This is a genomic window from Micromonospora sp. Llam0 (assembly GCF_003751085.1).
Classification (GTDB): Bacteria; Actinomycetota; Actinomycetes; order Mycobacteriales; family Micromonosporaceae; genus Micromonospora_E.
On record NZ_RJJY01000001.1, the window covers coordinates 5,141,611 to 5,155,970 of the forward strand.

Annotated in this window: 12 protein-coding genes; 4 read left to right on the forward strand and 8 right to left on the reverse strand. The window is 67.0% G+C overall.

Annotated elements, in window-relative coordinates; genetic code table 11:
• Nucleotides 1-24: 24 nt before the first annotated feature.
• The gene (locus EDC02_RS22405; protein WP_123603660.1) at nt 25-714 is read left to right on the forward strand and encodes a TetR-like C-terminal domain-containing protein; all 690 of its coding nucleotides are present in this window, start codon (nt 25-27) and stop codon (nt 712-714) included.
• Nucleotides 715-850: 136 nt separating this feature from the next.
• A complete protein-coding gene (locus EDC02_RS22410) occupies nt 851-2,392 on the forward strand; it encodes a GMC family oxidoreductase (RefSeq protein ID WP_123603661.1) in 1,542 nt (513 codons plus the stop codon).
• Between the two features lie 78 nt (nt 2,393-2,470).
• On the opposite strand, the gene EDC02_RS22415 is transcribed toward EDC02_RS22410, so the two are convergent.
• From EDC02_RS22415 to EDC02_RS22430, 4 genes are all read right to left on the reverse strand, one after another.
• Nucleotides 2,471-3,217 carry an SDR family NAD(P)-dependent oxidoreductase gene (locus EDC02_RS22415; RefSeq protein WP_233606206.1) on the reverse strand — a complete coding sequence of 249 codons (747 nt, stop codon included), beginning with the start codon at nt 3,215-3,217 and terminating at the stop codon, nt 2,471-2,473.
• Between the two features lie 170 nt (nt 3,218-3,387).
• Complete coding sequence (locus tag EDC02_RS22420) at nt 3,388-4,086, reverse strand: DUF899 domain-containing protein (RefSeq protein WP_123603662.1); 699 nt, start codon at nt 4,084-4,086, stop codon at nt 3,388-3,390.
• 91 nt (nt 4,087-4,177) lie between these two features.
• Nucleotides 4,178-5,728, reverse strand: a complete 1,551-nt coding sequence (locus tag EDC02_RS22425; RefSeq protein ID WP_123603663.1) for an AMP-binding protein — start codon at nt 5,726-5,728, stop codon at nt 4,178-4,180.
• Nucleotides 5,725-6,549 (reverse strand): p-hydroxycinnamoyl CoA hydratase/lyase, encoded by an 825-nt coding sequence (locus tag EDC02_RS22430; protein ID WP_123603664.1) that lies wholly within the window; start codon nt 6,547-6,549, stop codon nt 5,725-5,727. Before EDC02_RS22430 ends, EDC02_RS22425 begins: the two co-directional genes overlap by 4 nt.
• 816 nt (nt 6,550-7,365) lie before the next feature.
• Between EDC02_RS22430 and EDC02_RS22435 the strand changes: the two genes are divergently transcribed.
• Nucleotides 7,366-8,859 carry an IS4 family transposase gene (locus tag EDC02_RS22435; RefSeq protein ID WP_158632025.1) on the forward strand — a complete coding sequence of 498 codons (1,494 nt, stop codon included), beginning with the start codon at nt 7,366-7,368 and terminating at the stop codon, nt 8,857-8,859.
• A gap of 147 nt (nt 8,860-9,006) precedes the next feature.
• Nucleotides 9,007-9,975 (forward strand): LLM class flavin-dependent oxidoreductase, encoded by a 969-nt coding sequence (locus EDC02_RS22440; protein WP_123603665.1) that lies wholly within the window; start codon nt 9,007-9,009, stop codon nt 9,973-9,975.
• 59 nt (nt 9,976-10,034) lie between these two features.
• Here EDC02_RS22440 and EDC02_RS22445 read toward each other — a convergent pair whose 3' ends face one another.
• The 4 genes from EDC02_RS22445 to EDC02_RS22460 form a co-directional block, all read right to left on the reverse strand.
• Nucleotides 10,035-10,796, reverse strand: coding sequence for an isocitrate lyase/phosphoenolpyruvate mutase family protein (locus tag EDC02_RS22445; protein WP_123605049.1), 762 nt, complete (start codon nt 10,794-10,796; stop codon nt 10,035-10,037).
• Nucleotides 10,786-11,154, reverse strand: coding sequence for a helix-turn-helix transcriptional regulator (locus tag EDC02_RS22450; protein ID WP_199757731.1), 369 nt, complete (start codon nt 11,152-11,154; stop codon nt 10,786-10,788). The genes EDC02_RS22445 and EDC02_RS22450 overlap by 11 nt, the downstream gene beginning before the upstream one ends.
• Before the next feature lie 178 nt (nt 11,155-11,332).
• Nucleotides 11,333-12,787, reverse strand: a complete 1,455-nt coding sequence (locus EDC02_RS22455; RefSeq protein ID WP_148083560.1) for an MFS transporter — start codon at nt 12,785-12,787, stop codon at nt 11,333-11,335.
• A 437-nt stretch (nt 12,788-13,224) separates the two neighbouring features.
• Entirely contained in the window at nt 13,225-14,304 is a 1,080-nt protein-coding gene (locus tag EDC02_RS22460) for a p-hydroxycinnamoyl CoA hydratase/lyase (RefSeq protein WP_233606207.1), read from the reverse strand.
• Nucleotides 14,305-14,360 lie beyond the last annotated feature (56 nt).

The following is a 14,360-nucleotide window of genomic DNA, read 5'->3' on the forward strand; positions in this document are numbered from 1 at the left end:
CGCCGGGCGTGAGATCATGTCAACGTGAGTCCGCGACGGGTCGATCCGCAGCTGGCCGCCGGCCTGCTCGAAGCAGCCGCGCGGCTGCTGGCCGAAGGCGGCACGGCGGCACTGACCACCCGCCGGCTGGCCGCCGAGGTCGGCACGTCGACCACCGTCGTCTACACGTACTACGGCGGGATGGACAACCTGGTCCGAGCGATGGTGCACGAGGGCTTCGCCCGACTGCACCGACGGATGGCGACGGTACGGGCCACCAACGACGCTGTGGCCGATGTGATGGCGCTCGGTCACGCGTACCGCGCCAACGCCCTCGACCACCCGCAGCTCTACCTGGTCATGTTCGGCAGCGCGGCGCTCGGCGGGTTCGCCCTCGGCGAGGGCGATCGACAGCACGGCCGGTACACCCTGGAGCCGCTGGTCGACGCCGTGTCCCGGGCGACCGAGCAGGGTCGCTTCCGGCCAGCCGACCCACTGCTCGTCGGGCAGACCATGTGGATCGCGCTGCACGGCCTGGTCACCCTCGAACTGGGCGGCTACCTGATCGACCCGTACGACGCGGACCTGTGCTTCGAGACCCAGCTGCGCTCGCTGATGGTGGGTGCCGGCGACAGCCACGAGGACACCATGATCTCGCTGGCCCGGGCCCGCCGCCGACGGCCGCCACGCCCCGCTCCGACGCCCCTGAGCAACAGCGGAGAACCAACGCCCTGAGCAACGGCGGAGAAGCACCGCGAATTGGCAAATGTGATGCTCATCGGGGGACGTGAAGGCCCTGTGATGGATGCGCATCCACTCCTGCGAAAAACGCCCAGGATCGCCAACTCGACACTGCCGAAGGACGCCGCTGATGAACGAATTCGATTATCTGGTGGTCGGAGCCGGGTCCGCCGGAGCCGCACTGGCCGCCCGTCTGAGCGAGGACCCGCAGCGTAGGGTGCTGCTGCTGGAAGCGGGTCCGGACTACGCCACCGTCGCCGATACACCGGACGAGATCCTCGACGGCAGCGCCATGTCGATGTCCACGTACGACTGGCACTTCAAGGCCGAAATCACCGACCGCCGGCGCATCATCTTCCCGCGTGGAAAACTGACCGGTGGTTCGTCCGCGGTCGGCGCGACCATCGCCCTGCGTGGTACGCCGAACAACTTCGACGAATGGGCGTCGCTGGGCAATCCGGCGTGGGCCTGGAACGAGGTCCTGCCGTACTACAAGCGACTCGAGAACGACCTGGACTTCGACAACGAGTACCACGGTCAGGGCGGTCCCATCCCGATCCGCCGGTGGCGGCCCGACGAGCTGGCCCCGGTGCAGCACGTCTTCCACGAAGCCGCCCTCAAGGCCGGCTTCCCCGACGTGGAGGACCACAACCATCCCGAGGCCACCGGGGTCGGTCCCATCCCGTCGAACCGCAACGACACCCGTACCCGGTTCTCCACCGCGATGGGCTACCTGGGCATGGCCCGCGGCCGGGCGAACCTGACCATCTACTCCGGGGCGCAGGTCAACCGGGTGCTGTTCACCGGGACCCGGGCGCACGGCGTGGAGGTCACCAACCCGGCCGGCGGCACCGAGGAGATCCACGCCCGCAACGTCGTGCTGGCCGCCGGGGCGGTCAACTCGCCGGCCATCCTGATGCGCTCGGGCATCGGTCCGGCCAGCGATCTGCGCCGGCTCGGCATCGACGTGCTGCTCGACCGTCCCGGGGTCGGCGGCACCCTGATCGACCACCCGCGCACCGGCGCGTTCATGGTGCCGAAGGAGGGCACGTTCGACCCGCAGGACGCCTTCCTGCAGACCATGGTGCGCACCACCGCACCGGGCTCGGACGAGTTCAACGACCTGCAGTACTACATGATCAATCACTTCGATCTGACGCTCTTCCCCGAGCTGCAGATGCTGGCCGCGGCGAAGACGATCTTCGGGGTGATGGTGGTGCACCAGCGGCCACAGTCCCGGGGACGGCTGGTGCTCGCCTCGGCCGACCCGACGTCACCGCCGGACATCGACCTGAACTTCCTCGCCACCGAGCAGGACATCAAGATCCTGGTCGACGCGGTCCGCACCTGCTGGCAGCTGATGCAGACCCCGGGCATCGTCGACCGCGGCGACCGGTTCGTCGTCCTCGGCGAGGAGATGGTCGCCGACGACGACATCCTCGGCCACTACGTCCGGCTCAGCCTGGACAGCGGCTACCACCCGGTCGGCACCACCCGGATGGGCACCGCCGACGACGCCGAAGCGGTCGTCGACGAACGACTGCGGGTGCACGGCACGGAGAACCTGTACGTGGGCGACGCCTCGGTCATGCCGTCGATCGTCAACTGCAACACCAACCTGACCTCGATCATGATCGGCGAGCGGCTCGCCGACTGGCTGACGGCCTCCTGACCGCCGGCACCGACCAGGGTGACACGACATGCCCCGCGGGTAGCACGCTACCCGCGGGGCATCACCGTCGGTCCGGGGTCAGGACAGTTTCTGCAGCCCGGCCCCATTGAGCTCGTAGCCCGGCGCGACCGTCGCGGCGTCCGACCGGACCAGGTCGACCAGCGCGGCACCGGCGATCTGCGGGGTCAGCGGCGGCCCGATCCGGTTGACGAAGTCGTCCATCGACTTGCCGGCCCGGGCCGCGTACGCCCGCACCGCGGGCAGCCCCACCCCGGTCATCGGCGCGAACCTCGGCAGCACCGTGGTGAAGGTGATGTCCAGACCGGCCCGCTTCGCCTCGTCCTGGGCGTAGCCGGTGATGTAGCGCTGGGTCGCCTTGGCGCCGGCGTACCCGCCGCTGAGCGGCGAGCCGCCGAGCACGGCACCGCTGCTGACCACGATCACCCGGCTACCCGGACGTAGCGGCTTGAGCAGCACCTCGCGCAGCCAGTGGAAGGTGATCCGTACGTCGGTCTCCCAGTTGACCGAGAACGTCTCCCAGGTCTGCTCCTGCAGCGGACGCATGTGCGGGGTGGCCCCGGCGACCAGGATGACGGCCTCCGGCTCGTACTGGTCGATCAGGGTGGCCGGGACGGTGGCTTCGCCCGCGTCGGCGATCTCCGGTTGGATCGATCCGGCGCCGTTGGCCGGCGCCGGGAAGTCCATCACGGTACGGGCCACCGCGATCACCGGCGCACCGGCGTCAGCGAAGGCGGTGGCGACCCCGTGGCCCAGGCCACGGCTCGCCCCGACCACGATCGTGGTCCGGCCCGACATGTCACTCATGTTTCCTCCACTGTGTTGGGGCGATGGGGCTCTGCTGGATGGCTGCTCCGGCTCGCTGACGGCCGGTGGGCCGGCTCGCCGCTCCGGACGCCGACACAGGGCTACGGCTCCGGCCTCTGACGAATCCGTTGATTCGCCAGAAGCCGGAGCCGTTCCGCCCGGATCAGCGGCTACTTCTGGAACCTGGTGCCGTTCCACCAGTTCGTGCCCGGCCCCGCCGCGTTCTCCACGTCGTACCGGTCCTTGTGACGCCACCAGTCCCACGGGTGCTCGAGCTCGTCCTCGCGCCGGCCGAGGTGGGTGATGTCCAGGTAGTTGTAGAAGTTCTTGAAGATCTCACCGCCCCGGTCGAAGATCGAGTAGGTGAAGTAGACGTCGTCGCCATCCCGGTAGAAGGCGCTGACGCCGGGCGACTCGCCCTGCTCGGTGGACACCTCGTAGTCGTAGTTGAAGTCGCTGCCGAACGAGGAGTACCAGGGGATCTCCCAGCCCATCCGGGCCTTGAACGCCTGGAAGTCGGCCAGCGGAGCCCGGGAGACCATGACGAACGTGGTGTCCCTGGCCCACATGTGCGACAGCTCGCCGACGCTGTCGGCCTGCATCGAACAGCCGATGCAGCCCTCCTTGTCGCCCGGAGCGTACATGAAGTGCCGGACGACGAGCTGGCGGCGTCCCTCGAACAGGTCGAGCAGCGTCAGCGTGCCGTTCGGCCCCTCGAAGAGGTACTCCTTCTCCACCTTGACCATCGGGAGATTGCGGCGCTCCTCCGCAATCATGTCCCGCGCCTTGGTGACTTCCTTCTCCTTCTCCAGCAGCGCTGTGCGAGCCACCAGCCATTCTTGTCTGGAGACAACTTTCGGAGGGTTCATCAGATCTCCTCAGAACTTCGGCCGGAACCATCCATGGCCAGAATGACAGGGAACTGGTCGCCGGGACTTCTCCCCGCTTGCCCGGCACCGACTACGAGCTGAACGCCCGCTCCTTCAGCCGACGCCGCTCGATCTTGCCCACCGGGGTACGGGGGATCTGCTCGATGAACTCGATCTGCCGGATCTTCTTGTACGGCGCCACCCGTTCGGCCACGAACGCCATGAGCTCCTGCTCGGTGGTCGGCTCCTTGGCGACCACGAAGGCCTTCGGGATCTCGCTGGCCTCCTCGTCCGGCACGCCGATCACCGCCGCGTCCGCCACCTTCGGGTGGGTCATCAGGACCGCTTCGAGCTCGACCGGGGAGACCTGCTGGCCCTTGTACTTGATGAGCTCCTTGATCCGGTCGACCAGGAACAACTCGCCGTCGTCGTCGAGGTAGCCGAGGTCACCGGTGTGCAGGAACCCGTCCGGCCGGAGCACCTTGCTGGTCACCTCGGCGGCGTTGAGGTACCCCTTCATCACGTGCGGACCCCGGATCAGGATCTCGCCCCGCTGGTGTGCGCCGAGCTCCGCACCGGTGGTCACGTCGACGATCCGGCATTCGACGTTGGGTGCCGTCCGGCCCACCGACGCGGGCACCAACGGCTCCTCGAGCTGCATGAACGACGTCATCGCCTCGGTGAGGCCGTATCCCTGGGCGATGTGGCAGCCGAGACGTTCCCGGCAGAGCCGGGCGATCTCGGGGTCGAGCGCGGCGCCGCCGGAGACGATCGACCGCACCGACGACAGGTCGTACCGGTCCGGCAGCGGGCTGCGGGCCAGCAGTACGGCGAGCGTGGGAACGATGTAGAGGCGGGTGATCCGGTGCTCGTGGATCGCTATGACGTACCCCTCCGGGTCGAACCGCGGCATCGTCACGATCGTCGCGCCCTGCAGCAGGCTGGCGCTCATCACCATGATCAGACCGAACGCGTGGTGGAACGGCGGCATGGCGAGCACCTTCTCGTCCGCGCCGAGCGGCGCGACCGTCCTGGTCTGCAGCACGGTCGCCACGATGTTGCGGTGCGTCAGCATCACCCCCTTCGGGCGTCCGGTGCTGCCGCTGGAGTGCAGCAGCGCCGCGACGTCCTGCGCCGGGTCGATGGCCACCTCCGGTAGCGGGTCGTCGCTGAGCAGCTCGGACAGCGGCGTCGCGCCGTCCGCCTCGCCCATCACCACGATTTCCTCGACCTTGGTACGCGCGGTCAGCGCCGTCGCCTTGGGCACCTCGGACGGCACGGTCACCAGCAGCTTCGCGCCGGCTTCGGTGAGATGGCCGACCACGTCGTCCGGCGTGTCGATCGGGTTGAGCACGACGACCGTGCCACCGGCCAGCGACGCGGCGAGCACCACGATCGGGAACTCGGGCACGTTCGGCGCGAGCATCGCCAGCACGTCGCCCTTGCGGAAGCCGCGGGCATACAGCCCGGCAGCCAGCCGACGCACCATCGACGCCAGTTGGCGGTACGTGTAGCCGTCGCCGCCTGCCACGTCGACCAGCGCCGTGCGGTCGCCGTACAGCTCGACGCGCTGTAGCAGGAACGACGGCAGCGACAGATTCGGGATGTCGATCGTCGTCGGCGTCGGGATTGTGGTGGTCATGACTTGGCCTCGGCCCGGTCGTAGGTGCTCAGCCCCGGCTGGTAGGCACGCTTCTCGAACTGCTTCAGGGCGACGTTGACCCACTCGTTGCCGCTGAGCCGGGACAGCTCCCAGAGCTTGGCCTGGTCGTAGTCGATGGCGGTCGGCAGGTCCATCGTGGTGGTGCGCTCGTAGACCTGCTTGGCCAGTTCCAGGGTGATCGGGTTCTTCTTGACGATCTTCCGCACGATCCGGTCGGTCTCGGCGTCCAGCTGGTCGGCCGGCACCGCCTTGTTGACCAGGCCGTACTCCTGTGCCTGCTGGCCGGTCATGGTGTCGCCGGTCAGGATGTAGTACAGCGCCTGCTTGCGAGGCAGGTTGTGGGTGGCCGCCCAGGTCGCGCCGCCGGCCGGGAAGATCCCGAAGTTGATCTCCGACAGGCCGAACAGCGCGGTCTCCGACGTCACCGCCAGGTCGCAAAGGCCGGTGACCAGCAGTCCGCCGCCGAACGCGAACCCGTTGACCTTGGCGATGGTCACCGCCGGGAAGGCCTTGAGCCGCTTGAACCAGTTCAGCGCGACCAGGTTGGTCCGGTAGAACAACTGCGGATCGTCGAACGGCTGGAGGAAGCACTCCTCGAGGTCCATCCCGGCGCTGAAGCTGTCGCCGACGCCGGTCACCACGACCGCCTTGATGTTGCCGGCCGCCTCGATGGTGTCGAGGGCCTGGTTCATGTCCCGGTGCATCTGCGGGTTCATCGCGTTCTTCTTGGCCGGGCGGTTCAGGTAGATGGTGGCCACCGGGCCGTCCATCTCGAGGTTCACGGTTTCCAGCACCATCATCTCGGGTCCTTCTTTCCGGTCGGGCAACAGAAATGCGCGCAGGCGACCACGGCCACTCGGCCACGAAAACCGGACTTCGACAGCGCAAGTCTCCGGTAGGCCCCGCCGCAATACCAGCGTCACAGGTGTTGATCAGACACGCCTCTCTGGCGTTGCCTTGCCGGCCGTCTCACCAATTCCCAGTCAGAAAAAAGCGCCAACATCCCCCAAGACGCGCATGAACGACAGAAATGTCAAAGATCATTATCCTAGATCAAATCAACAACGGTCGGACCATCGGCGAATATCCAGCATGAATCTCACAGCCCCCCACATCGCCCCAGAGGAAACCGATAGAAATCATTCAACCCGCACCATCAGATCACCGACTCCGGGTTTGCAGAATTGGCGCAGCACTCCATTCTTAAGGCTGAGGAATGTGCCATACGACGAGGTGGCGATTAATCAGCTTGACGGTCAACAAACGAACGACAACAAGGGCCGCGCACCCTACGTGCCGAGATAATCGCCCACCCATGATGCACCTCTACCACCGGTCCCAGATACGGATAAGACGGGCGTAACGGACTAGCATCGGCGCGGCAGCCATGGCCGGGCACCACGATCTCGCAATCACCATCTCGCCAGACATTTCAAGATCAGCATGTCAGGAAACGCCGGAACGCCAACGACCCCCATCCCCACTGACCTAAACTTTGGTCGTTTTGTGGGTAATAGCGCCGGTTTCGGGGTGGGTGTGGGTCGGGTGCGGGACGTGAAGAAGCTCCTGGTAGGACATGGATTGACTAGATCAACATGTTCCAACCAGGAGCTTCGGTGTCGAATTCTGCCATGCTGTCCGCCAGCGCGGTGCGACAGGCCGCCGATCAGCGGGAGACGCTGCGGGCAGCGGTGATCGCCGGGCCCGCCGGTGTCGGGACCCTCGACGAGCAGGTGACCGGCCGGTTGTGGCCACTCCTGGCCGATGCCGCACTGATCGAACGGGCGCGGGCCACGGTCGGGCACGTCGACGCCCGGCGGCGGGTGCTGACCGGAGCGGTCACGGTGATGATCGTGCTCGGGCTGTGCCTGTTCCGGCGGGAGAGCACATCGGTGGTGACCGCACGGGTGACCTCACGGCTCCCCCGGACCCGGGTGGAGGGCGCACCGACCGCCGCGGCGGTGTCGAAAGCCCGGGGCAGACTCCCCGCAGCGGTGCACCAGCGGGTGTTCACCGACGCCGCCCGGTCCACACCGACGTTCGGGCCCGAGTCGTACGCGTTCGGTCTGCTGGTCACCGCGATCGACGGCACCGTGTTCGACCTGGCCGACACGACACGGACACGGGCCGGGTTCACCACCCCGACCGGCGGCCGGTTCCCCCAGGCCCGGATGGTCGCCCTGGTCGCCTGCGGCACCCGCTGGATCCTCGCCGCCCGCATCGCCTCCTCCGGGACCAGCGAACAGGCCCTCGCCGACGACCTGATCGGCGAACTCCAACCCGGCACCATCAACCTCGCCGACCGGGGCTTCTTCTCCATGGACCGCTGGACGCGGGCGGCCGCCACCGGGGCGCACCTGCTGTGGCGGGTCAAGAACGGCGCCCGGAGCCTGCCCGCCCGACTGGTCGAGGTCCTCCCCGACGGCTCCGCGCTCGTGCAACTCGCCGAGTCCGACGCGATGCTGTCCCGCCGCCGCACCACCCGCGCCGACCGCACCCTGCCCCGACTCCGTCCGACACTCGCCCGTCTGGTCGAGTTCACCGTCACCACCCGCGACCGCGCCGGCCGCACCACCCACAGCCGCTACCGCGTCCTGACCACCCTGCTCGACCACCACCGTCACCCCGCCACCACACTCGCCGCGCTCTACGCCGAACGATGGCAGATCGAACTCACCTACGGACGACTGAAGACCACCCTGCGGGGACCCCGCACCCGACCACGCGGACACACCCCCGAACTCGCCTACCAGGAACTCTGGGCGCTACTGACCGTCTACAACGCCCTCGTCCGACTCGCCGTGACCACCGCCGTCGACCTGAACATCGACCCCGACGCGGTCAGCTTCGCCACCGTCCTCGCCCTGACCCGCGCACACCTCGCAAGCCAGGACCCCGCACCCTGCGTCAACTGCGGACACGACGACCCCGACCCCACCACCACCCTGCTCACCGCGATCGCCGCCCAACCCCACAACCGACACACCCGCACCCGCACCGGCCCCCGCACCAAACGACAACGACGAACACAACGCACCCGCGACGTCACCTACGAGATAACCATCACCCAGACCGACCTACCCAAAGCCAGCAAAACGGCCAAAGTTTAGGTCAGTGCCCCCATCCCCCTCGGCTCATCCCGGTTATGATCAAGTTACCCCGCTTGGCTCCGGTTCGGTGATTGAGCACTTTCGAAGACAGACCACAGCCGATTTCGCCGTAGGCTTTCAGCACCGTGACCCGCCAGGGAGGAATGAATGGCAAATCCGAAAATCGGCGTCGCGCTGCCCGTCCGCGAGATGTCGATGATGAAACCGTCCGACGCGGCAGGCACCGTCATCGAGCTGGCCAAACAGGTGGAGGAGCTCGGTTTCGACTCGGTGTGGGTGGGGGACTCGTTCGTCACCCGGCCGCGATTGGAACCGCTGTCCCTGCTCGGCGCGATTGCGATGGTGACCCGGAACGTCACCGTCGGTACGGCGGCGCTGACAGCGGTGCTGCGTGAGCCTAAGTCGCTGGCGCACGGCATCACCACGCTCGACCAGCTCGCCGACGGCCGACTGGTCATGGGCCTCGGCATGGGTGAACCGCTGCCGGTGAACAACGAGAGCGACGCGGTGACCATGTCGTACACCGAGCGGATCACCCGCGTCGACGAGGCCATCACAGCCTTCAAGAAGGTGTGGCGCGGCGAGAAGGGCGATCTACAAGGCCGCTACTACAACCTCGATGAACTGCGCCAGCAGGGTCCGCCCAAAACGCCCGGTGGCCCCGGAATCTGGCTTGCGAGCAACGGCAAGCCCAAGGCGATCCGCCGCACCGGCACAATGTACGACGGCTGGATGCCTGTGCACATCGACCCCGAGTGGTACGGCCGCGCTCTGGGAAGTATCCGGGAAACCGCGACGTCGGCCGGCCGGAATCCTGACGACGTCGTTCCGTCGTTGTACATCAATGTCAACACCAATCCGGACGGCGCGTCCGCCGAGATGGCACTCAACGAATACACGACGCGCTACTACCAGTTGCCGGTGACAACCATGTCGAACTACCAGAACTATTTCGGCGGCACCGACAAGGAACTGGCGGCACGACTCGGCGAATACGTCGACAACGGGTGCCGACACATCGTGCTCCGGCTCAACACGTTCACCGACTACGACCGTCTGCTGCGCTCGATCGGCGAGAATGTCGTGCCTGCGATCCACTCGATAGAGATCGATTGACTACAAGGCCGGCCGATGGGTTACTCCTCGAGGGGTAACCCATCGGCCGTCACGTCAGCTCAGTTGGTCAGCGCCTTGACGGACTTCTCGAAGCCGGCCAGGGCTGCACGGAAGAAGCGCGGACCGAACGACACCCGCGCTGTGCCGATCTCACGGTGTACGGCGAGGTCGAGCTGATCGCTCACGTTACCGTTTACGGGGCAGTCCAGCTCGGTGACGAGCGTGGCCAGGTCATCCCGGCTGCGGACGCCGATGGGGTAGATACAGTCGGCACCAGCATCGCGGTAGAGCCGGCCCCGCCTGACCGCTTCGGCGACCCGGTCGGGCTCGGGGACACGGGAACCCGGCAGGAACACGTCAACCCGCGCATTGATGACGATCGGGACTCCAGTATTCTCCGCAGCCGCACGCACCTGGGCGAGCCGGCCCGCAAAAGCCTCCGCGTCGGTGAGACCGCCGGCACGGTGGTCGCTGTCCTCCAGGTTGCAGCCGACCGCGCCGGTCTCCAGCAGGCGCTCCACCAGATCGGCCGGCGGCAGCCCGTATCCAGCCTCTGCGTCCACTGTGGTAGGCACCGTCACGGCACCGGCGACGCGGCTAGCCGCAGCGAACAACTCCTGCCAGGGCGCGACCTCGCCATCGGGGTAGCCGAGCATCGCGGAAATGGCGGCGCTGGCGGTGGCGGCGACGGGGAAGCCCGCGTCGACCACGACCTTCGCGCTGGCCGCATCCCACACGTTCGGCAGGATGAGCAGGTCTCCGCTGTGCAGGTCGCGGAGCAGATCGGCGCGGGCCTTGAGTTCCGCTGCGTCAGCGGCCATGGTTTCCTCCACGTGAACTATGAGATGAGTGTTGTGAGGTTCGGCGCCTGCCTCTCTCTGCCCCGTCGGCAGATCGGACGCCGATGGGCTTGTCCCACCTCGGCTCGTTGAGAACCAGGTCCAGCAGGCCGGGGAAGCACTCGTCGAACTCCTTGCGGCGCAGCCGGGTGAGACGGTGTGGGCCCTCGTCGCGCTGCTCGATCACGCCAGCGTCACGCAGCACGCTGAAGTGGTGCGTACGCGAAGCCTTGCCGACTGGCAGGTCGAACGAGGCGCAGGTACGCTCCCAGTCGCCGACCTGGCTTACCTGCCGAACGATCGCCAGACGGATCGGATCGGCGAGCGCGGCCAGCGCCACGGTCAGCGGAACGTCCTTGGGTTCAGTATGGCTTGGGGCAACCCGGCCCGCCGTGCTGTTGCCTGTTGCCTGTTGCCATGTCGCCCTCCCGGGATGCCGCAAGTCAACTCCGTCCAGAGTAATCCGGTCACTGTTCGGGAGACATCGCCCAGGTCACAACAGCAGGCGGCACCTGGCATCAGCCTGCGTGCCTGGGCGGCTTGGGCAGCGAACTCGCCGTGAGGGCGACGATCAGGAGCAGGACCAGGCCCAGCCCGAGCACCCACACGAGCGAGTTCCCGAACGAGACTACGTCGCGCCTATCTCCCAGGATGGTAAAGAACAGTGAGCCGATCGCGGCCACGCCGATCGCGCTGGCGAACTGCTGAGTGGTGGTGAGCAGGCCGGACGCAGCGCCAGCGTTGGCCACCCGCGCGCCGGCGAGCACCACACCAGCGAGCACCGGTACGGCCAGGCCGTTGCCGACGCCGATCAGGAACAGCAGCCCGGTGACCCGCAGGGCGCTGGCGCTCTCGCCGGAGACCTGCAGCGTGACGGCCAGACCGATCATGCCTACGGCGGCGATCGCGACACCCATGGTGATCAGCGTGGCTCCGTACTTGGCGACTTTGCGCGGTGCCACCAGTGACGCACCGGCGAAGCCGACGGCCAGCGGGGCGAAGGTCCAGCCGGCCTCGAGCGGGCTCAGGCCCATGCCGGACTGCAGAACCAGGGTAAGGCAGAACATGAAACTGTAGAACGCCGCGAAGACGCCGACGGACATGATCAGGCCACGGGTGAACACGCTGTTGCGGAACAGCGCCAGGTCGAGAATCGGCTCACCGCCGCGGCCGCCGAGTGACGCTTCCCAGCGCAACGTGAGGATCATGACTGGCACCGATGCGACCAGGCAGATCCAGCACCACGCCGGCCAGCCCTCGGTGCGCCCCAGGGCCAGCGGGACCAGTGCCAGCGCGAGGGCACCGGAGATCCCGATCGCGCCGAGGAAGTCGAGCCGGGGTCGGGCCCCGCGGGGCAGCTTCGGCACCAGCCCCAGCGATAGGATCACCGCGAGGATGCCGATCGGGACATTGATCAGGAAGATGACGCGCCACCCCAGCCCGAACACGTCACCCTGCACAAGCGCGCCACCGAGCACCTGGCCGGCCACGCCGCCGATCCCCATGGCCATCCCGTAGTAGCCGAGCGCCTTGAAGCGCTCGTTGCCTGGAAAGACGCGGGTGATCAGTGCGAGTACCTGCGGCACCATCGCGGCACCGGTAAGGCCCTGCAGCAACCGGAATGCGACGAGCTGGCCGTCGCTCTGCGCCAGGCCACACAGCAACGAAGCTGCGGTGAACGCCAGCGTACCGCCCAGGAACATCCCACGCTGGCCGAACAGGTCACCGAGGCGACCGCCGGTGACCAGGCCGGCCGCGTAGGTGAACCCGTACCCGGCCACGATCAGCTCCAAGGCGCCCTGAGTGGCCGGCAGGTCGCGCTCCAACGACGGAGCGGCGATGTTCACCACGAACAGGTCGAACTGGACCATGAACATGGACGCAAGCAGCACAGGTAGCATCACCCACCGCTTGGCGTAGGGAGCTTCGGGAACCGCCCCGCCGGGGACAGCTTGTTTCTCTTCGATGGACACGCCGGACCGCCTTCACAGGACTCTGGCAAGCGAGTGTTCAACAAGCTACGTACGGTGGAGTGTACGGGTTTCATCGAACACTTCAAGCCTATCCGTCGAATCATCAGGACACGCGGTGGGTCACTCATCGCAGGCAGCGGCGAGGCAGGCCCGACAACGTCGGATCCGTCGTAGCGGGTGGCCACTCGAACTCCGCAGTCCACCCTCGGCGGCCCTACCGGCTACCCGACCGCCGCCTGGTGACGAGCATGTCCGGTGGCCACAGACCACTGAAGGCTGCCGCGATCGACGTCCTCGCCGGATGATTGTTCAGCATCGACCTCACAGGCCCGCGTCGTGCCGGTAAGGAGTCGATGCAGCGGTCGGTGCCAGCACCTTGGGCACCTTGGGCGGTACGGTCACCAGCAGCTTCGCACCGGAATCGGGGATTGTGGTGGTCATGACTTGGCCTCGGCCCGGTCGTAGGTGCTCAGCCCCGGCTGGTAGGCACGCTTCTCGAACTGCTTCAGGGCGACGTTGACCCACTCGTTGCCGCTGAGCCGGGACAGCTCCCAGAGCTTGGCCTGGTCGTAGTCGATGGCGGTCGGCAGGTCCATCGTGGTGGTGCGCTCGTAGACCTGCTTGGCCAGTTCCAGGGTGATCGGGTTCTTCTTGACGATCTTCCGCACGATCCGGTCGGTCTCGGCGTCCAGCTGGTCGGCCGGCACCGCCTTGTTGACCAGGCCGTACTCCTGTGCCTGCTGGCCGGTCATGGTGTCGCCGGTCAGGATGTAGTACAGCGCCTGCTTGCGAGGCAGGTTGTGGGTGGCCGCCCAGGTCGCGCCGCCGGCCGGGAAGATCCCGAAGTTGATCTCCGACAGGCCGAACAGCGCGGTCTCCGACGTCACCGCCAGGTCGCAAAGACCGGTGACCAGCAGTCCGCCGCCGAACGCGAACCCGTTGACCTTGGCGATGGTCACCGCCGGGAAGGCCTTGAGCCGCTTGAACCAGTTCAGCGCGACCAGGTTGGTCCGGTAGAACAACTGCGGATCGTCGAACGGCTGGAGGAAGCACTCCTCGAGGTCCATCCCGGCGCTGAAGCTGTCGCCGACGCCGGTCACCACGACCGCCTTGATGTTGCCGGCCGCCTCGATGGTGTCGAGGGCCTGGTTCATGTCCCGGTGCATCTGCGGGTTCATCGCGTTCTTCTTGGCCGGGCGGTTCAGGTAGATGGTGGCCACCGGGCCGTCCATCTCGAGGTTCACGGTTTCCAGCACCATCATCTCGGTTCCCTCTTTCCGGTCGGGCAACGAAAAATGCGCGCAGGTGACCTTGGCCGCTCGGCCGTACAATCCGGATTTCGACAGTGCAGCCTCCGGTAGGCCCGCCGCGGTACGAGCATCACAAGTACCGATCCGGCACGCTTCTTTGGTGTTGCCTTGCCCCGGCGGGCAGCGAAATCCGATACGGCATGATTCACCGCACCGCTTGCCGAATATTGCCCACAATCGCCGACCGGGGCAGCCGAGAAACGGCATTCTCGGAGAGGACGCGCTGGAGCCCGGCCCGGAAGAATTCCGGGATGGTGGTTCGC

Excerpts from the sequence above, each read along its gene's own strand:
- EDC02_RS22410 (WP_123603661.1), top strand. The coding sequence starts at position 851 with ATGAACGAATTCGATTATCTGGTGGTCGGAGCCGGGTCCGCCGGAGCC.
- EDC02_RS22415 (WP_233606206.1), bottom strand. The coding sequence starts at position 3,217 with ATGAGTGACATGTCGGGCCGGACCACGATCGTGGTCGGGGCGAGCCGT.
- EDC02_RS22420 (WP_123603662.1), bottom strand. The coding sequence starts at position 4,086 with ATGAACCCTCCGAAAGTTGTCTCCAGACAAGAATGGCTGGTGGCTCGC.
- EDC02_RS22425 (WP_123603663.1), bottom strand. The coding sequence starts at position 5,728 with ATGACCACCACAATCCCGACGCCGACGACGATCGACATCCCGAATCTG.
- EDC02_RS22430 (WP_123603664.1), bottom strand. The coding sequence starts at position 6,549 with ATGATGGTGCTGGAAACCGTGAACCTCGAGATGGACGGCCCGGTGGCC.
- EDC02_RS22440 (WP_123603665.1), top strand. The coding sequence starts at position 9,007 with ATGGCAAATCCGAAAATCGGCGTCGCGCTGCCCGTCCGCGAGATGTCG.
- EDC02_RS22445 (WP_123605049.1), bottom strand. The coding sequence starts at position 10,796 with ATGGCCGCTGACGCAGCGGAACTCAAGGCCCGCGCCGATCTGCTCCGC.
- EDC02_RS22460 (WP_233606207.1), bottom strand. The coding sequence starts at position 14,304 with ATGCCGTTTCTCGGCTGCCCCGGTCGGCGATTGTGGGCAATATTCGGC.